This window comes from Vibrio sp. SCSIO 43009, assembly GCF_023716525.1.
GTDB lineage: Bacteria > Pseudomonadota > Gammaproteobacteria > Enterobacterales > Vibrionaceae > Vibrio > Vibrio alginolyticus.
In genome coordinates this window covers 1147900-1167528 of sequence record NZ_CP071842.1, presented here as the reverse complement: position 1 = coordinate 1167528, position 19629 = coordinate 1147900, and the positions used below count along the sequence as shown (strand labels likewise).

Below are 19629 nucleotides of genomic sequence, written 5' to 3'. Positions count from 1 at the left end.
TAAGCTGAAAGCTGACGAAAAGCCAAAAAGGAAATTGGATGAAACCATGTAACCTGCTATCACTCTCCTCACTCATTCTTGTATTACCTACATCAGTAGCGCTCTCAGCCGAGACACAAGAATCTCGTTGGCGAAATAGCATAGAAGTGTACATGCTAGGACTGAATATCCACGGGGATACCAGTATTGGTCGCTTTTCATCAGAGGTGGATGTCGATCCTAAGTTCATCGTAGACCACCTCGATATTGGGGCGATGTTGCGATTCGAGAGTATTTACCAAAGTAAGTGGGGCTACTACATAGATTATAGTTTCATGAACTTAAGTGGTGATGTTAATAATATCAAGGGCGCTCTGCCTAACGCTCGTTATCGTGCGGACATCGAAATACGGCAAGGTGTTCTAGAAGCAAAGGCATTCCAACGCGAACAATATTCATTTGGTAAACTGGATTATATGTTTGGATTACGTTGGTGGGACAATGACATCACCGGCAAGCTGTATCGTAATGACAACCGGGTACTAGAAGATAGACTGTCATTACAAGAAGATTGGGTCGATTTTTTAGTTGGCTTGCGACTCATTGATGAATTGAGCGAAAACTGGCGATTTCATGCCAGCATCGACGCCGGACTTGGCAACGATACTCACTTCACTTATGCCATTCAAACTGGTGTTCGTTATAGCTTTAACGAATGGTCTGATCTCAACTTAGCTTACAAGTCGACCTGGGTCGATTACAAAAATGAAGAGGTATTTGAATATGATACGGCTTCTCAAGGGCTTTTAGTCGGACTTGGCTTTTACTTTTGATCAGGTGAAACCCTAGCCTATATTCAAGCGTTGTAACGTGTACTAGCTCTAGGTACACGTCTAGTGCCGCGTTACAGATGCTTAAATAAGGCAAATTGATCTTCATCAGACTATAAATTGCTCTTCGGTGTTACTCTCTGTCGCAAAATATAAAACCTCACTCTATGACCTCATATAGGTCTTGTTGATAAGGTTCCCGAGTAGCAATGTCGATTAACATTTCCGATTTAACCACCGCCCTAAATAAGGTGGAGCATATTCATAAAGTGCAGCTTGAAAACGTACATCAGTTCTTCAAAGCAAACGAAGCTTTCTCGTTGCAAACATTCAGCCAGCTGATATCCAGCGACTCGCTTGATGATCGATTTAAAACCATCGATAAAGCGTTCTCTTTGCTTGGTGATGCAAAAACCTACCTTTTAGAAGTGTCTTACCTTGTTAAGTAAAAAAGAAAGCCCCGATAAAATTCATTACCGGGGCTATCATTTTCTATCTAAACTACTGATTTACAATTTGTAACGATCATCAATTACCGTTAATTCTGGGAAGGTTTTACCCTCGTCCATCGCTTCCTCTGTCTCTTCTTTTACTTGGTTATCAATCCAGAAATTACCGATATCCATTGGATGAAGCACCCATTCTGTCGCTTTTGTCATGCCGTTTTTAGGAATTTTAACCCAGCGCCAATGAGCAACTCGAGAATAAGGCACCATGTAGCCAGGAACGATGATATTCGCTTTGCTGACATAGTTTTGGATTTGATGCGACAAGTCGTAACGCTTCTCCTGATCAAACTCAGAATCATACGCTTCAATTAACTTGTCTAGCTCAGGGCTGCTGTAGTTGGTGTGAGCATTCGTTTGTGGTCGATTTGCATTATCCGAGTGTAGGTATTCCCAATACGCAGGGATCTCACCAGAGCCCATATTCAAAAACGCTAGCTGATGCTTTTTCTCAAGAATGTATTTAAACGCAGATGAGCCATCCACCAAGTTTAACGTGAACTCAAGACCAGCAAGTTTCGCTTGCTCTTTCAGGTATGCAATACGCGGTGTCCAAGAGTTGTATCCATAGGTGATAGCAAAGCTCAAGCGTTGGCCCTTGTCGTTAACACGAATACCATCTGCGCCCACTTTATCAAAGCCCGCTTTTTCGAAGTGTTTAACCGCCGCATCAGCATCAAACTTTGGCGGTGTATTGTTAGGATCATCGTATTCGCCATGACCAAAGCCGAGTCCATGCGGTTTACGTGAATAATCTCCACGCATGATGTTTTCAATCATGCCGTCATAGTCAGTGGCTGCCATAACACCTTTACGCACTTCTAGGTTATCCAACATCGGCATCGCTGTGTTCATCCAAAGACCACCAGCTCCTTGCGGTGCTTCGTTAAAGCCCCAGTACTTTTGGATATAGCCTTTTTTGTACACATCACTATTGGTTTTGTCATGCCAAAAGCTTGGTAGCACCATCTCAAAGTAGTCTAAGTTGCCTTTCTCAAAGTGCTTCATGGCAATATCAGGATCGCGAATCACCTTAATGCGAACCTTTTCAACGTTATAACGGTTTTTATAGTAGCGGTTGTTGTATCCCCACCAATCTTCACCGACATGTTTGAATGTCACGCTCTTACCTTTCTTCACTTGATCAATGTAGTAAGGCGCTGCGGTTGGCTCAGATTTAAAGTTAAACTTTCTGACGAAGTTATCAGGCATGCCATCGTTATTTGCGTCCTTTTCTCCTTCAAAGAAGTGTTCAGGACGAGGCTGAAAACCATTACTTGGCATGTTAATCATAACCATAAGTGAGTCATGACTTTGAGCTACAGCAAGATTGACTTTGATCGTGTAGTCATCAATTTTTTCAACACTCACAATACTGTTTGTGAAGAAGTCGTTATACCACGGGTCGATAATGTCTTTTGACGTGTAGTACTTCATCATAAAGACGTAATCATCTGCTGTAATTTTTTCACCATCTGACCACTCGGCCGTTTCGTCGAGTTTAAAGAATACGGTTTTGTTGTCTTCTCCAAATGCCCATGACTTAGCAAGTTGAGGGATCCATTTGCCAGTATTTGGATGACGCTGAGCCAGTTTTGGTGAACCATCCATTAAGTATTGGCGCAAACCTGAGTTCGCATCTGGACCAACACTTCGTAATGTTTGCGGAAAGCTCTGAATGTAAGTGCGATAGGTGCCACCTCGTACCGCCTCTTCAGAGGCAAATAGAGGTTCGTTGTTGTTTGAAATCCATTCGATATCAGCTGGCAATTCTGCCGCACTCAGTTGAAAACTGGCAGCGGTCAGTGTTGCTAGTACTGAAAATGGCAGTTTTTTAGTCATGTTTCTTCCTTGTTGTGTTTGCGCACTAAGGTCGTAACAAGGAAGACAGCGTGTGAAAGCTCACAGAAAGCTGCGATTTAAAATACGCAGATAGGAAATAATAGGAACGTAATATGAAGTGACGTCCTGCCAGCTTCTATATTAATTTCAAAGAGTTTCACTAGGTCATCCTAGACCTTACAACGCAGTGAATGCATCTTCGCCATAGTATTCTTTAGACATTTGTAACGCAAGCCATCAATAACACATGGTTGCATTTTCGAGGCATCACAGTGAGTTATGTTACAAAAGTGTGATCGGCATAGTACCAAGCCCTACTTTACTCAGAATAAACCGCAGAACCTTTATCTCAATTGGCCCCGATATACCAGTTACAGCGAGTAAATGATCAGACATAGCTGGTTAAAAGGAATGGTTGTTTACCGCGATTAGTATTTTCATTCGATATAAAAAGTGAGGCATCTTAGCCTCACTTTTCTCCATACAATCGAGACAGTGCTTACATTTTAGATAAGCTCTCATTGATCGACTTCAGCACTTCTGCAGGATTTGACGCTTGAGTGATAGGGCGACCAATCACAAGATAATCTGAACCTGATTGGATAGCGTCTACTGGCGTCATGATACGGCGTTGGTCACCTTGTTCTGAGCCAGCAGGTCGAATACCAGGGGTCACTAATTTAAATTCTTGGCCTAGTTCGCTCTTCAGTAATGAGGACTCTTGCGCTGAACATACGACACCATCTAAGCCTGCGTTTTTGGTCAAGGTTGCTAGACGAATAACTTGCTCCTGAGGCGCAACATTCAAACCAATACCAGCTAAATCACTTTGTTCCATACTGGTTAGTACCGTTACACCGATAAGAAGTGGACGATCTTTACCATATGGCTCAAGAATTTCACGTGATGCCGTCATCATACGCTCACCACCGCTCGCGTGTACGTTCACCATCCATACACCCATTTCAGCCGCAGCGCGAACTGCTTTCGAACAGGTGTTTGGAATATCGTGAAATTTTAAATCTAGGAATACAGAGAAACCACGTTTATGGAGTTCACGTACAAAATCAGGACCAAATAGCGTAAACATCTCCTTGCCAACTTTTAGTCGGCATGACGCAGGATCAATTCTATCTACAAACGCAAGTGCATCTGCTTGGTTATCATAATCCAGTGCGACAATAACTTTTTGGTCGATCATTTCATCTCCTAACTGTTTTGGTTCTTATTAAATAAAAAGTTAAAAAAATGCAGCGGACAGAAACTCTGCCAGCTGCATTAAGAATTATTCACCATCCAATCCGCGGATTGGCTTGATCGTCCCCCATCCTTTACAGGACGGACAATGCCAATAAAGGGAATGGGTAGAAAATCCACACTTCCGGCATCGGTAATGCGGTTTCACTTTTAACTGTTCACCCACCATCGCTTGTAGTGTTGATAGGCTGTCTTTCGCTCGACCATCTTCTGCTTCTGCAATGTGGTAGTCAATTAAACGGTAGAAGCCCTTCATGGTTGGGTTTTTCAGCAATTGTTTCGTCAGTAACTCTTGAGCAGCCCCAACGTTCTCGTGATGAGCAACTAATTGAGCCAACATCAACTCGGCTGATACGCCTGCTTTCTTATCAATACAAGCTCGCAGAAACTCGACAAGTTCATCTTCCTGACCCAGATGATGATAGCATTCTGCAATAGTTGGCAAGACATCACTGATAAAGTCTTTATCTTGCTCAAGTACCCCTGTCAGATATTTGATGGTGTGCTTATAGTCTTCAGACTCTAGATAAATTCGTCCCAAAGCAATACTTGCTCGAACACACTTCGGGTCTTCCGCTAACGCTTTTTTAAAATGCTGTATTGCCTTATTAGTATTCCCATCAGCTTGGTCGAGCATGGCTATTTCACACCAAAAATGGGCAATATTTGCACGCATCCTTGAGCGTTTATTACCTAACTTAGCCAATTGGTTCGCGTAATAAATCGCCTTTTCCCATTCTCGTGTTTGCTGATAAATGGTCACTAATTGTTGAAGAGCCGCCTCTTTGTAATCTGGCTCTTCGACTAACTGTTCGAAGATTTTCTCTGCACGATCAAGAAAACCTGAGACCATGTAGTCTTTCGCTAACTGTTGAAGGGCGAGGTTCTTTTGGTCCAGTGTTAAGCCTGAACGAGAAATAAGATTTTGGTGAATTCTGATTGCGCGGTCGACTTCACCACGAGACCGGAACAGGTTACCCAACGCAAGGTGAGTATCGATGGTCTCGTTATCAACTTGGAGCAATTCAATAAAGTGATCGACAGCCTTATCTGATTGGTCAGAGAGCAGTAGATTAAGACCCGTCATATACTGACGAGAGATTTGATGAGATTGCTTCTGCTTGTCTTGCTGAGCGCTGCGATGTCCCATATACCAGCCATACGCAGCAGCTATAGGCAACAACAAGAAGAGTAGTTCAAGCATTAAAGTTAAGCCTTATCCTTATGCCTGTTTTTCAATGGCTGGCTTATCAGCAGCGTTGTTTGATTCAGTTGGTTCGTACTTTTTCAGTTTTTTCTTTAAACGACGGACCTGTAGCTGAGTTTTCAGTTGGATGCTACCAAAGATAACCCACGCTAAAGCAAAGCCAACCACAAATACTACACCTAATAGCGTAGATAAGTGGAACTCTCCTTTTGCTAGAAGATAGTTAAAAGTCACGAGCTCTTGGTTTTGGGAACCTAACGCCAATGCAATTAAAAAGAGAGCTAAAACAGCAACGATTTTTATAATTTTCATGTTACATCACCCTTCTAGGAGTAAGTCGGTAAGATTATGCAGGAAAATGCTTCTTCAGACTACGTATATTAGCAATAATCTATACCCAAGTAACCTCAAGATGCTTAGTTTGTAGACATGCTTAGAAGTTAAAGTTATTTGGGTATAGAAAATAGCTGAATCCACAATTAGATTAGTAAACGATCTTGGATGTATTACTAACTTGGATACATTACAAAAAAGCGGCATACACAAACGTATGCCGCTTTTTTCAAACTAATAAGAGTGCATTAACCAATATTTACACGCTCACGAAGTTCTTTACCAGGTTTGAAATGTGGAACGTATTTACCTTCCAATTCCACTTTATCGCCCGTTTTAGGGTTACGACCTACGCGAGGCTCGCGGTAATGAAGAGAAAAACTACCAAAGCCACGGATCTCGATACGGTCACCGCTCTCTAGTGTAGAGGCCATGTGCTCTAAAATATCTTTTACAGCATCCTCTACCTCTTTCGCTGATAAGTGTGTTTGCTCAGCGCAGAGTCTTTCAATCAGTTCAGACTTAGTCATAGTTGCCCTCTTTGAGTATCTTTATCACTTATTATAGTAAGTAATACTAATTCCAACAAACACTTGCTGACAATTCTAGACAAATTTTATGCAAAATGCGCAATGAAGAAATGCCTTTTATTAAGATAGTTTACTGTCATTAGTATTACTACTTAAATATGACCAAATATAAAAAAGGAGCCTTGCGGCTCCTTTTTTGCTTAAGCGAGTATATTATTCGCCTTTAGCAGCTTTGAAAGCGTCAGCCATTGCGTTACCGAATGCATTGTCATCTTGCTTGTTGATAGATGCCATTGCTTCTTGCTCGTCAGCTTCGTCTTTAGCTTTGATAGATAGGTTGATTACGCGGTTCTTACGGTCTACACCTGTGAACTTCGCTTCAACAACATCACCAGCGCTTAGGATTAGAGAAGCATCTTCTACGCGATCGCGTGATACTTCAGAAGCACGGATGTAACCTTCAACGCCTTCTGCGATTTCAACAGTAGCGCCTTTAGCGTCAACAGCAGTTACAGTAGCGTTAACTAGAACACCTTTCTTGTTGTCAGCAACGTAAGCATTGAATGGGTCATTTTCCATTTGCTTGATGCCTAGAGAAATGCGCTCACGCTCAGCGTCTACTGCTAGAACAACTGCAGAGATCTCGTCGCCTTTCTTGTACTCACGTACAGCTTCTTCGCCAGCAACATTCCAAGAAATGTCAGATAGGTGAACTAGACCGTCGATGCCGCCTTCTAGACCGATGAAGATACCGAAGTCAGTGATAGACTTGATCTTACCAGTAACTTTGTCGCCTTTAGCTTGTGCTTCAGCGAATGACTGCCATGGGTTAGCTTTACACTGTTTCAGACCTAGAGAGATACGACGACGTTCTTCGTCGATTTCAAGAACCATAACCTCAACTTCGTCGCCAACATTAACAACTTTAGAAGGGTGGATGTTCTTGTTAGTCCAATCCATTTCTGAAACGTGAACTAGACCTTCAACGCCTTCTTCGATTTCAACGAAGCAGCCGTAGTCAGTTAGGTTAGTTACGCGACCAGTTAGTTTGTGACCTTCTGGGTAACGCTTAGCGATTGCTACCCATGGATCTTCGCCTAGTTGCTTAAGACCTAGTGATACGCGAGTACGCTCACGGTCGAACTTAAGAACTTTAACTTGGATCTCGTCACCAACGTTAACGATTTCAGATGGGTGCTTAACGCGCTTCCAAGCCATATCAGTGATATGTAGAAGACCGTCAACGCCACCTAGGTCAACGAACGCACCGTAGTCAGTAAGGTTCTTAACGATACCTTTAACTTCAGAACCTTCTTGTAGAGTTTCTAGAAGCTCGTCACGCTCAACGCTGTTCTCTGATTCGATAACTGCACGACGTGAAACAACTACGTTGTTACGTTTTTGGTCAAGTTTGATAACTTTGAACTCTAGCTCTTTGTTTTCTAGGTGAGCAGTGTCGCGGATTGGACGTACGTCTACTAGAGAGCCAGGAAGGAAAGCACGGATACCGTTTAGTTCAACAGTGAAACCGCCTTTAACTTTACCGTTGATGATACCAACAACAGTTTCAGCTTCTTCGTAAGCTTTCTCAAGTACGATCCAAGCTTCGTGACGCTTAGCTTTCTCACGAGAAAGTTGAGTTTCACCGAAACCATCTTCAACAGCGTCTAGAGCTACGTCTACTTCAGCGCCAACTTCTACTTCAAGTTCGCCAGCAGCGTTCTTGAACTGTTCAGCAGGGATAGCAGATTCAGACTTAAGACCAGCGTCAACAAGAACGAAACCGTTCTCGATAGCTACTACAGTACCTTTAACGATGCTGCCTTGTTGGAATTCTGTTTCGTTTAGAAACTCTTCAAAGAGTTGAGCAAAAGATTCAGTCATTTAATTAATCTTCAATAAATTAAACTTCCACGGGTATCCTACCGCATGGGGTTATTAAATTCGCCAGTCATCATCCTTGCGACCAACGCTCTTAGCCTAGTCGAGTATTATTACTCAGCTAGCTTCGATTCGATATATTGTAGTGCCTTTTCTACTACTTCGTCGATAGTCATCGACGTAGAATCTAGCACAAGCGCATCCTCAGCAGGGCGTAATGGCGCCACTGGGCGGTTACGATCTCGGTCGTCACGCTCTTGGATCTCGCTTAAAAGGTCAGCAAATCTAACATCTAACCCTTTCTCTTGCAACTGTTTAAGGCGTCGATTTGCACGCTCTTCAGCACTCGCATCAAGGAAGATTTTTGCTTGCGCACTCGGGAATACAATTGTGCCCATATCACGACCATCAGCAACCAGACCCGGAGCGGTCTCAAATGCACGCTGACGACGTAGTAATGCTTCACGAACACGTGGCAAAGCCGCAACTTTAGATGCTGCCATACCCGTTTCTTCTTTACGAAGCTCCCCTGACACGTCTTCGCCTTCTAGAATGACCTTAACTAAGTCACCTTCCGCGATAAATTGAACGTCTAGGTGTGTTGCTAGTGGGACAAGAGCATCTTCTGACTCGGTGTCGACACCGTGGTGAATCGCAGCGAGTGCAAGTACACGATAAATTGCGCCAGAATCTAAGAGTTGGAAACCCAATTTTTTCGCCAGCAACATACATAAAGTGCCTTTACCTGCACCACTAGGTCCATCTACGGTTACAACCGGAGTTTGAGAGGACATGTTCTTCTCCACCAATAGTTTCTTTTCAGCAATTTGCTCGGTTTTCGAGGCGCACATTATACGGGTAATCAGTCTTTGGAGCGAGGAAAAATGTCGTGTAAAGCATTACACCTAATGCGTAATTGGATTCATCAATAAACATAAAGTTCAACAAAAACGGCGAGAGCTTCCGCCCTCGCCGTTTTAAATGTCATGAACTTAAGCTCGATTAAACAATCGGCTTTTGACCACGCTCAGCTAACTTTAAAATCACACTATCAGCGACTTTACCCGCCACACCTGCTAGCTTGTCGGCCAGTTTTTTCTTTTGTACATAATGCACAGAAAGTACAGTTTTATCTTTGCATGCTGCAACAACGATATCATCAGATGTACTAATGTCATCCACCAAACCAAGCTCTTTCGCTTGTGTACCGAACCAGTGCTCACCAGTGGCTACTTTGTCTAGGTCCAAACTAGGACGACGCTCACGGATGAAGTCTTTAAACAAGACATGTGTTTCTTCAAGTTCTTGCTTAAACTTATCGCGCGCTTTATCGGTATTCTCACCGAACATCGTTAGCGTGCGTTTATATTCACCCGCTGTTAGTTGTTCGTACTCAATGTCATGTTTCTTCAACAGTTTGTTGAAGTTAGGAATTTGTGCGATAACGCCAATAGACCCCACAATTGCAAATGGTGCAGAAACAATCTTATCTGCTACACATGCCATCATGTAACCGCCACTTGCCGCAACTTTGTCAACAGAGATGATCAGAGGAAGACCCGCAGCTTTGATTCGGTCCAGTTGAGAAGAGGCAAGGCCGTAACCATGAACCATACCACCGCCAGACTCTAAGCGAAGTAACACTTCATCACCTTCACGTGCGACAGCCAAAATAGCGGTGATTTCTTCACGTAGAGACGCGACTTCTTTTGCGTCTATGCTACCGTTGAAATCAAGAACAAATAGGTGTGGTTCACGCTTGCTATCTAATGAACCGTCTTTGCTCGCTTGTTTGATTTCTTTCTCGCGAGATTTGTTCTCCTCTTTTTCTTCTTTCTTGACGGCTTTATCTCGAGCCTTGATGAAAGCATCGTCATGCAAATGATGCTCTAACTGCTCAACAGATTGTTTGTGTTGCTCTGAAAGGTTGGTAATCTCTAACTCCCCTTTCGCCGCACCCGATTTGCCACCAGCCGATTTTGCAATAATGAGCAGAACAATTATCGCAGCAACCACCGTGATAATTTTGGCCAGAAACAGACCATAATCTAATAAAAATTCCAACGAGAGCTCCTTTATCTCATTTCAGATGACGTTAGTATGTTACGCAGAAACATCAGCGAGAAGGCAGCGCGGTTTGTAACCACTTGTTCTGATTGATAGCATACCTAACGAAAGTTCTGGAATTGGTATAACACATGAATTGGTGTATTGTAACCATCTTGTCACGATTACCAAGATTTTCCATTGAGAAACAGGCGTTTTTTAGCGTCAATTAACTATCATGGACCCTCTTACAATAATAAGGATTTATCGCCGTGAACTACTCCGTTTCAGCTGATGCTCTAAAAGGTAAAGTCATTCTTGTTACTGGCGCTGGTAATGGCATCGGCCGTCAAGCCGCGCTTTCTTATGCCGAGCACGGTGCAACTGTTATTCTCTTGGGTAGAAATGTGCAAAACCTTGAATCTATCTATGATGAGATTGAAGCTGCTGGCTATCCACAAGCTGCTATCATTCCATTGGATCTCAAGGGTGCAACTCAGCAGAATTACATTGATATGGCAGAGACAATCGAAGGACAGTTTGGTCGCTTGGATGGTCTATTACACAACGCAGGTGTCTTGAGTTCGCTGTGTCCATTTGATCAAATCAAAGAGGAAGACTTCGACGATATCATGCAGATCAACGTGAAAGCCGAAGTGCTAATGACTCAAGCACTACTGCCTGTGATGCGTAAATCAGAAGCTGGGCGTATTATCTTTACCTCTTCAACCGTCGGCCACTCTGGCCGCGCATTCTGGGGGCCATACGCTATCTCTAAATTTGCCGTAGAAGGCATGATGCAAGTTTTAGCTGACGAGCTGAGTGATACACCGATTCGCGTTAACGCAATTAACCCTGGTGCCACTCGTACTCGCATGCGTGAAAAAGCATATCCGGGTGAAGATGCGAATACTCTCAAAACGCCACTGGATATCATGCCGCTATATTTGCACTTAATGGATCCTGCGGTTACCGATGTGAACGGTCAGTGCATCGACGCTCAACCGAAGCGTAAATAACTCATTCAGGTTACCTCACATAATCGATTGAAAAGGCAGCAAACGCTGCCTTTTTTCATTTCTCTCTTCATAAAAATCTTGCGACTTTCTCCCACAGAAATATACTGTACATATATACAGGTATTTATTATGCAAGATATTATTCAGAACTTAAAAAGCCAACACCTTGTTTGGCAAGCAAATTTAACGAAAGCAGATCCTCAGCAGTTGCAGACTAGTTCCGGTTTTTCTGAATTAGATGATTTGCTCGGCGGAGGCTTTCCACCTCATGGCGTAGTGGAGATGGAATCTATTGGTAGTATTGGTGAATTGCGTTTGCTCGCTCCCTATTTAAAAGCCACTCAGACCAATGGTGTGACCGCATTTATTCAACCACCTGCGCTAGTGAATTCTCTGTTTTTACACTACATCGGGTTGGATATAAACCAAGTGTGGGTCGTTACTCCAACTCACCCCAAAGACGCTCTTTGGGCTGCAGAGCAATGTCTGAAAAGTGGGGTATGCAGTAATGTTTTGTTATGGCAAGAAGAGCTTGAAATACATCAAGTGAAACGCTTACAGGTAGCGAGTGAACAAGGTACTTGCCCTCTCTTTATGCTTAAAACAGATACTATCAACCGCTTGTCTTTGCCTGTATCACTCAGTTTAAAACTGAAAGGCGACGAGCAAGGGATTCATGTTGAAGTGCTGAAAAGGAAAGGAGGCTGGAATAGAGGTAGCGTTAGTATCGGCTTCCAACACCATTACCCGCAACTGGTGAAACCATCATCTGAAACTGTGCACTCGACTGTGGTCAATTTCCCACTGGCGAACCAAGGTTAGTGATATGGCTCTGTGGATTTACTTGCACTTCCCTCGCCTGCAGCTAGACGCACTCTTTGGTGATAACCAAGAACAACCCGTGGTGATTGTCGAAAGCCAACGTTGCCAGATTCTTCAATACAACGAGATTGCCGAACAACAAGGCATTAAACCAGGTATGGGCCTAGGCAGTGCTGCGTCCTTGTGTCGAGATTTACAAGTGCATCCTTATCATCCGCACACCGAATGGAGCAAGTTACAAGAAATTGCTCAATGGCTGTATTTGATCACATCTGACGTTGTGTTGATGCCAAACCAAGGTATTTTACTGCGTGCTACTCCAATGCTCGCTCTGTATGAAGGGCTTGAAAACTATTGGAATAAAGTCAGAGCTCACTTATCGGAGCTGAAACTGAGTTTTCAATTCGGATGTGGTTTTTCGCCTTTTGCTGCCAAATTGATGGCAATATCAGGAGCGAACGTCATCAGTGAAGACAAATCTGCCATACAAAAAGCTTTATCACCACTACCGTTAAAACTGACAGATTTATCAAACGCTACCGTAGAGAAGTTACAACGTGTAGGTGTCACCACATTGCAAAACCTGCTTGAACTGCCATTGCAAGACATCGCACGACGCTTTGATATCGATTTGGTGAACTACGTTGGTCGACTGACTGGGCAGTTTAAACACCCTGTCGACTTTTATCACCCTACCGAATCCTTCCAAGTTTATTTAGAGCTCTTGTTTGAGATCGAAAACGTTCAGTGGATTGAAAAGCCGTTGGCCAAATTACTTCGTCAACTCGAAACCTTTCTTAAATTAAGAGATAAGGTCGCTTTTGAACTATGTTTAACACTCCACCAGCGTGAGAAACAAGAGCAACACCTTCAACTCACTTCTGCGCAAGGTGATTACCTATGTCAGCGTTGGCAACAGTTAGCGAGTTTAAGCTTAGAATCACTCTCGCTTAATGGCCCAGTCACAGGGCTAACGTTAAAAGTCATCCGTCAAGATGAGCCTCTTAGTGCATCACGCGATCTCTTTGCTGGGCAGAAAGGAAACATGAATGCTTTAGAGCTGCTCTCTTTACTGCAAGCTAAATTGGGAAAAAGTGCCGTTTTAAAACCCAATATTGCTTGCGATCCTAGACCAGAAAAGGCCAGTCAGTATCGCCCTGCTGATGCTCCGGATGAAAAGGGGCACGCCATACCATCCATACTACGCCCAGCAATGCAATTACCGACTCCCATTGTATTGCAAGAGCAAGTTTCTTTGGTCCACGGACCTGAGCGAATAGTTTCTGGGTGGTGGGATGGTGATGAGATCATGCGTGATTACTACATTGCACACACCAAGCAAGGCCGCTGGTTATGGATATTTCGCGATCAGCACAAGCACTGGTTTCTTCATGGCTATTTTTGTTAAATCGACAGTTATTTTTGTTGGGTCATTATGAGTTACGCGGAACTATTTTGTCAGTCTAACTTCTCTTTTTTGACTGGGGCTTCTCATGCAGAAGAGCTGGTACTCCAAGCAGCTTTCTATCGCTATCAAGCTCTAGCTATAACGGATGAATGTTCAGTCGCGGGCGTTGTCAAAGCCCATGCAACCATCGAACAACATAAACTCGATATCAAACAAATCGTTGGAAGTATGTTTTGGTTAAATGATGAATGCCAAATCGTACTGCTTTGCCCTTGTCGCAAGGCTTATGCCGAGTTGTGTCGTATCATCACAAACGCAAGGAGACGCAGTGAAAAAGGCAACTATCAACTGTTCGAATGGGATTTGATGTCGGTTCGACATTGTTTGGTATTGTGGCTGCCCACACATCAAGAGAGTGATCATTATTGGGGGCGCTGGCTCAATCAACACCACGCTAATCGTTTGTGGGTAGCGATTCAGCGCCATTTGAGTAACAACGATACTGAGTACATTGCGCACTGCGAGCAGTTAGCACATGAATTTCAATTACCTATAACTGCCTGCGGAGGCGTTCTCATGCATGATGTTGAACGCTTGCCATTACAGCATGTACTTACTGCTATAAAGCATGGTTGTAGCGTCGATAAACTCGGTTTTGACCGTATTTCGAATACTGAGCGAGCGCTTCGTCCTTTTAAAAAGTTGATTCGGATTTACAAACCAGAATGGCTGGAAGAAAGTACTTACATCGCCGATTTATGCGGGTTTAAGCTCTCCGATTTAAAATACGAATATCCTACCGAGCTGATCCCAGATGGTTACACACCCGACTCTTACTTACGTATGTTGGTAGAACGCGGTAAAAAGCTGCGTTTTCCTGAAGGCGTGCCAGCAGAAGTCAATCAAACCATCGAGAATGAACTGGCGCTTATTCAAGAGCTGAAATACCACTACTACTTCCTTACTATTCACGACATCGTAATGTTCGCGAAACAGCAAGGCATTCTTTACCAAGGGCGAGGTTCCGCTGCAAACTCTGTGGTGTGTTATTGCCTGGAAATTACCGCCGTCGATCCTCGACAAATCGCTGTCTTATTCGAACGATTTATCAGTAAAGAACGTAAGGAACCGCCGGATATTGATGTAGACTTTGAACACGAGCGCCGTGAAGAAGTTATCCAGTATATTTACAAAAAATATGGTCGTGAGCGTGCAGCACTTGCTGCAACAGTGATCAGCTATCGCTTTAAAAGTGCCGTGCGTGAAGTCGGTAAAGCACTAGGGATTGAAGAGACCCAATTAGATTTTTTCATTAAGAACGTTAATCGCCGAGATCGCAGCCAAGGCTGGCAAGCTCAAATTATTGAACTTGGCTTACAACCAGAATCTCTCAAAGGGCAGCAGTTTATCCAATTGGTCAACGAGATCATTGGCTTCCCACGCCATTTATCTCAGCACGTAGGTGGCTTTGTAATTTCATCTGGCCCTTTATATGAGTTGGTACCTGTTGAAAATGCCTCGATGGAAGATCGCACTATCATTCAATGGGATAAAGACGATTTAGAAAGCTTGAAGCTACTAAAAGTCGATGTACTCGCACTCGGCATGTTAAACGCCATCAAAAAGTGCTTTCAACTGGTCGAGAAACATCACCAGCGCTCCCTCTCGATTTCCGAGATCACTCGCCGACAAGATGATCCACACGTGTACCGCATGATCCAAAAAGCTGACACGATAGGCGTATTCCAAATTGAATCTCGTGCACAAATGAGCATGCTTCCTCGCCTAAAGCCTGCTTGTTATTACGACTTAGTGATTCAAATTGCAATTGTTCGTCCAGGCCCTATTCAGGGTGATATGGTGCATCCTTTTTTAAAACGACGAGATCACAAAGAGCCTGTCAGTTATCCATCGGAAGAAGTAAAAAGCGTTCTTGAGCGGACTATGGGCGTCCCTATTTTCCAAGAGCAAGTCATCAAGCTAGCCATGGTAGCCGCAGGGTTTAGCGGCGGCGAGGCCGATCAACTCCGTCGAGCGATGGCATCATGGAAAAAGAATGGCGATCTCGCTAAATTCAGACCAAAACTGATCAATGGTATGCAAGAGAGAGGCTATGACTTAGCGTTTGCTGAGCGCATTTTCGATCAGATTTGCGGCTTTGGTGAGTACGGCTTCCCTGAAAGTCATTCAGCGTCTTTCGCAGTGCTGGCATATTGTTCTGCATGGTTAAAATATTATTACCCAGCCGAATTTTACACTGCATTGTTGAACAGCCAACCAATGGGATTTTATAGCCCATCGCAATTAGTACAAGATGCTCGCCGACATGGCGTCGAAGTATTGCCGGTGTGCGTCAATCATTCAAAATATCAACATCATCTCGTCTCACGTCCGAATGGCAGGCTCGGCGTGCAACTTGGTTTTCGCTTGGTGAAAGGCTTTAACGCAGAAAGCGCACAAAGACTTATTGAGCGCAAACCACTTAATGGTTACCGATCGATTCAAGAAGTAAAGCAGATATTAAGAAGCCGAAGTGACATTGAATTATTGGCTTCAGCCAATGCATTTCAGGCCTTATCGGGGAATCGTTATAACGCTCGCTGGGCAGCAATGGATTCCTTATCTGACCTACCATTGTTTCACAAGGTCGAAGAACCCAATGTTAGCTACCAGACTCAACCTTCTGAATATGAAAATTTAATTGAGGATTACGCAAGCACGGGACTATCTCTTAGCCGCCATCCAATTAAACTATTAGAAGAAACGGGCAAACTCCCTCACTTTACCCGCATGAGGCAACTGACAGAGAAACCGCATAAGTCACTGGTCACAGTGGTAGGTGTGGTAACAGGAAGACAATCTCCAGGCACCGCCGCTGGCGTGACATTTTTTACGTTAGAAGATGACACGGGCAACATTAATGTGGTCGTTTGGCAAGCGACAGCACGAGCCCAAAAGCAAGCGTATTTAGGCGCTAAAGTATTAATGGTGAAAGGCATTCTTGAAAGAGAGGGAGAAGTCACGCACGTCATTGCTGGTAAGTTGATTGATTACACGCACTACTTGAACAATCTACAAAGTAAATCTCGGGATTTCCATTAGTACAGAGGAATTAAGGAGAGAGATGTTAAAAATCAGAGAGAGGTGCGCTCCCTCTGATTTCACTAGATCTAATCATGCACTTTTAGAAAGCATCTGGCGTAATCGGTCTTGAGCAACTTCAACCAGCAGATCCGGTTGGAATTTAGATATAAAGCGATCACAGCCTACTTTTTGCACCATGGCTTCATTAAAACTACCGCTCAGAGAAGTGTTCAATGTGATAAACAACTTAGACATACGTGGATCTTGGCGCACTTCATGGGTCAGTTTATAACCGTCCATTTCAGGCATTTCAGCATCCGTAATCATCATCAACAGCTCTTTTTCTACATCTTTACCTTCATCACACCAACGTTTTAAAACCGTTAACGCTTCTAGCCCGTCACGGCACTCGATGATATTCATACCCAATTGAGAAAGCGTATCGCGAACTTGATTACGAGCTGTAGAGGAATCATCCACAATCAGAACATTACGCCCGACCATTGCTTGGGCCAATTCTTGATCGAGAATGTCCTCCGAGATAGTCACGTCGTAATGTACGATCTCTGCTAAAACTTTTTCAACGTCAATAATTTCGACAATTTGAGAGGCATCCCCCTCTTTGATTTGCGTGATAGCCGTGAGGTAATTCGAGCGACCAGACGTGGAAGGAGGCGGCTGAATTTCAGTCCATGCCGTATTAATAATGTTTTTAACCGGGCCGACTAAGAAGCCCTGCACCGTGCGGTTGTACTCTGTCACGATCAAATTTTCTTCTTCCGCTTCACCACGTAAAGCAGGAAAACCAATTGCGCCTCGTAAATCAATCACTGGTACCGCTTCACCTCGTAGAGAAGCAACCCCACGAATATTGTAGTGCGATCCAGGGAGCTTGGTTAACGGTGGAAGCTTGATGACCTCTTTCACTTTGAATACATTAATCGCAAATAACTGGCGACTATTTAAAGTGAACAGCAGAAGCTCTAGTCGATTTTCACCAACCAAGTTTGTACGCTGGTCAACCGTATTTAACACTCCGGACATACTACTACCTAAATTATGGATAATTCTTATTTTACTCGAAATCAGTACAGACACAGCAAGGTTATATAACCAAATAACCTTAAAATATTTGGCTTTTCGAGCACAGCTTTAAAGTACAACAGTTTTAGCGTATTACTTCTCTTTGCATCAGACGCAAAGTCACGCAGCACATTGAAAGCCATTTTGTTTATTTACTTGAGCTTTTTAGGAAATTACATGAATGGCGCAGATATAGCAATGCAACATAACTCAAATTCCCTTTCTAGTAATAGGCGATCAAAAAGGGTGAGCCGTTAAGTCTCACCCTAAATCACCTACAAATGCAGTCTCAACAGCCAGGCACATCATCATGTTAAAAAGTACTTAACCTTCCACAACCTTCATCAATAGTTGACCATCGTACAACGCTTGCTTAATCAACGCGGCACCAGGCATTGTGGCTTGCTTATAGAAACGAGACTCCACCAGCTCAAGATCTTGGTGATAAACAGGTAAACTCTGCTCTTCGATACAGCGACGAACCGCAGGATAAAGCACATCTTTTGCTTGGTTAATCACACCACCGATCAAGATTTTCTCAGGGTTAAATAAGTTGATCACAATAGCAATTGCAGAGCCTAAGTAGCCTCCAAGTTTTTCAATCACATCGACGGCCAAAGGATCACCGTTTGCAGCGGCTTCACAAATGCTCTCAATACTCATTTCTTCTTGTTTAGCAAGAATAGAGTCTTCGCCATCAGCGATTCGTCTTACGACTTCTTCACGAATTGCTTGAGAACTGGCAACGGTTTCCAAACAGCCAATATTGCCGCAATGACAACGTTTTCCATTTGGGTCAATTTGAATATGCCCGAGTTCACCAATGTTACCGTGACGGCCTTGCAAAACGCGCCCATCCAGAATGATGCCCGCACCTAAACCGTGGTGGATAGAGATAAGAACGGAGTTGTCATTATCTTGAGAATGACCAAAAAGCTTTTCTGCTAATGCCCAAGCTCGCGTGTCATTGGCAATGAAAACTGGCAAGCCTGTTGCTTTGTATATCTCTGGTCCAAGAGCAAGATTTTCGACATTGTAATGAGGCATCTGCAAAACGACACCTTGCTCTGAGTTCACGAGACCAGGCAGTGTAAGGGCAATACTGGTAACCCGATCCAGTTGATCCGCGTAAGTCTGAAAAAATTCATCAATTTCGTAAAGCAGGCGCTCAAGCACATCGTCTTGGTCAAGCTCGTGTATCTCGATTTTAGTATCGATCAGTACATCACCGCCTAACTCATGCAAAGCAATGGTTAAATAACCCCGCCCCAAACGCATTGACAAAAATTGCCAGCCTTCATTATTGACCTGCAAACCGACAGCAGGTCGACCACGACTCGTCGCTTCTTGTACTGTCGTTTCATGAATCAAGTGCGCTTCAATTAATTCTCGAGTGATTTTGGTGATACTAGCAGGAGCAAGCTCACTCTGCTTGGACAAATCAATTCGAGAAATAGGACCTTTTAGGTCAATTAGTTTATATACACGACCAGCATTGACCTGTTTGATATGATCAATATGGCCCGGTTGAGCCATGTACATCTTGCACTCCGAAATTCTATAACGGGACAATTTTTTTACTTTGCGAACTAATTGTGAAGTGAATTAATAAATCCCCGTGACAAGCATCACGTATAAACCTGTTTGTTTGTGTATTCAATCAAATAACGAAGAATCTACTCCTGTTAAATTGTTTGAAAAATAACTTATTTTTATTCACTAAATTATGAAGTAGTGCCTTTAAAGCAGCGCATTTTTATCAATAAGGCCATTGCCTGTCGAATATCTGTCTGTTTTACCGG

At 43.5% G+C, this 19629-nt stretch carries 16 protein-coding genes; 6 read left to right on the top strand and 10 right to left on the bottom strand.

The window, feature by feature from the left end:
- Positions 1-38 precede the first annotated feature (38 nt).
- Positions 39-812 (top strand): hypothetical protein, encoded by a 774-nt coding sequence (locus tag J4N43_RS05510; protein ID WP_031778929.1) that lies wholly within the window; start codon positions 39-41, stop codon positions 810-812.
- Between the two features lie 206 nt (positions 813-1018).
- On the top strand, positions 1019-1258 hold the full coding sequence (locus J4N43_RS05505) for a hypothetical protein (RefSeq protein WP_017821658.1): 240 nt from the start codon (positions 1019-1021) through the stop codon (positions 1256-1258).
- A 60-nt stretch (positions 1259-1318) separates the two neighbouring features.
- On the opposite strand, the gene J4N43_RS05500 is transcribed toward J4N43_RS05505, so the two are convergent.
- The 8 genes from J4N43_RS05500 to sohB form a co-directional block, all read right to left on the bottom strand.
- Positions 1319-3157, bottom strand: coding sequence for an extracellular solute-binding protein (locus J4N43_RS05500; protein ID WP_017633867.1), 1839 nt, complete (start codon positions 3155-3157; stop codon positions 1319-1321).
- A 499-nt stretch (positions 3158-3656) separates the two neighbouring features.
- Positions 3657-4358, bottom strand: coding sequence for an orotidine-5'-phosphate decarboxylase (pyrF, locus tag J4N43_RS05495; protein WP_017821659.1), 702 nt, complete (start codon positions 4356-4358; stop codon positions 3657-3659).
- A gap of 84 nt (positions 4359-4442) precedes the next feature.
- On the bottom strand, positions 4443-5618 hold the full coding sequence (gene lapB / locus J4N43_RS05490; RefSeq protein WP_005376665.1) for a lipopolysaccharide assembly protein LapB: 1176 nt from the start codon (positions 5616-5618) through the stop codon (positions 4443-4445).
- Positions 5619-5636: 18 nt separating this feature from the next.
- The gene (locus J4N43_RS05485; protein ID WP_005376663.1) at positions 5637-5933 is read right to left on the bottom strand and encodes a LapA family protein; all 297 of its coding nucleotides are present in this window, start codon (positions 5931-5933) and stop codon (positions 5637-5639) included.
- 269 nt (positions 5934-6202) lie between these two features.
- Positions 6203-6484, bottom strand: coding sequence for an integration host factor subunit beta (gene ihfB, locus J4N43_RS05480; RefSeq protein WP_005385816.1), 282 nt, complete (start codon positions 6482-6484; stop codon positions 6203-6205).
- 213 nt (positions 6485-6697) lie between these two features.
- Positions 6698-8368 carry a 30S ribosomal protein S1 gene (rpsA, locus tag J4N43_RS05475; protein WP_005385817.1) on the bottom strand — a complete coding sequence of 557 codons (1671 nt, stop codon included), beginning with the start codon at positions 8366-8368 and terminating at the stop codon, positions 6698-6700.
- Positions 8369-8478: 110 nt separating this feature from the next.
- The gene (gene cmk / locus J4N43_RS05470; protein ID WP_021033981.1) at positions 8479-9159 is read right to left on the bottom strand and encodes a (d)CMP kinase; all 681 of its coding nucleotides are present in this window, start codon (positions 9157-9159) and stop codon (positions 8479-8481) included.
- 208 nt (positions 9160-9367) lie between these two features.
- Positions 9368-10429 (bottom strand): protease SohB, encoded by a 1062-nt coding sequence (gene sohB, locus J4N43_RS05465; protein ID WP_252094160.1) that lies wholly within the window; start codon positions 10427-10429, stop codon positions 9368-9370.
- A 254-nt stretch (positions 10430-10683) separates the two neighbouring features.
- Here sohB and J4N43_RS05460 point away from each other — a divergent pair, with 254 nt between their 5' ends.
- From J4N43_RS05460 to J4N43_RS05445, 4 genes are all read left to right on the top strand, one after another.
- The gene (locus J4N43_RS05460; protein WP_005372980.1) at positions 10684-11430 is read left to right on the top strand and encodes a YciK family oxidoreductase; all 747 of its coding nucleotides are present in this window, start codon (positions 10684-10686) and stop codon (positions 11428-11430) included.
- A gap of 129 nt (positions 11431-11559) precedes the next feature.
- On the top strand, positions 11560-12252 hold the full coding sequence (imuA, locus tag J4N43_RS05455) for a translesion DNA synthesis-associated protein ImuA (protein WP_053306608.1): 693 nt from the start codon (positions 11560-11562) through the stop codon (positions 12250-12252).
- A gap of 4 nt (positions 12253-12256) precedes the next feature.
- Positions 12257-13660: a Y-family DNA polymerase gene (locus J4N43_RS05450; protein ID WP_053349628.1), complete on the top strand. Its 1404-nt coding sequence runs from the start codon at positions 12257-12259 to the stop codon at positions 13658-13660.
- Positions 13661-13687: 27 nt separating this feature from the next.
- Positions 13688-16762, top strand: a complete 3075-nt coding sequence (locus J4N43_RS05445; RefSeq protein ID WP_053349627.1) for an error-prone DNA polymerase — start codon at positions 13688-13690, stop codon at positions 16760-16762.
- A 72-nt stretch (positions 16763-16834) separates the two neighbouring features.
- Here J4N43_RS05445 and J4N43_RS05440 read toward each other — a convergent pair whose 3' ends face one another.
- Both J4N43_RS05440 and mlc read right to left on the bottom strand, forming a co-directional pair.
- Positions 16835-17788 carry a chemotaxis protein CheV gene (locus J4N43_RS05440; protein WP_005372976.1) on the bottom strand — a complete coding sequence of 318 codons (954 nt, stop codon included), beginning with the start codon at positions 17786-17788 and terminating at the stop codon, positions 16835-16837.
- Positions 17789-18151: 363 nt separating this feature from the next.
- Positions 18152-19369, bottom strand: coding sequence for a sugar metabolism global transcriptional regulator Mlc (gene mlc / locus J4N43_RS05435; protein ID WP_005372973.1), 1218 nt, complete (start codon positions 19367-19369; stop codon positions 18152-18154).
- Positions 19370-19629 lie beyond the last annotated feature (260 nt).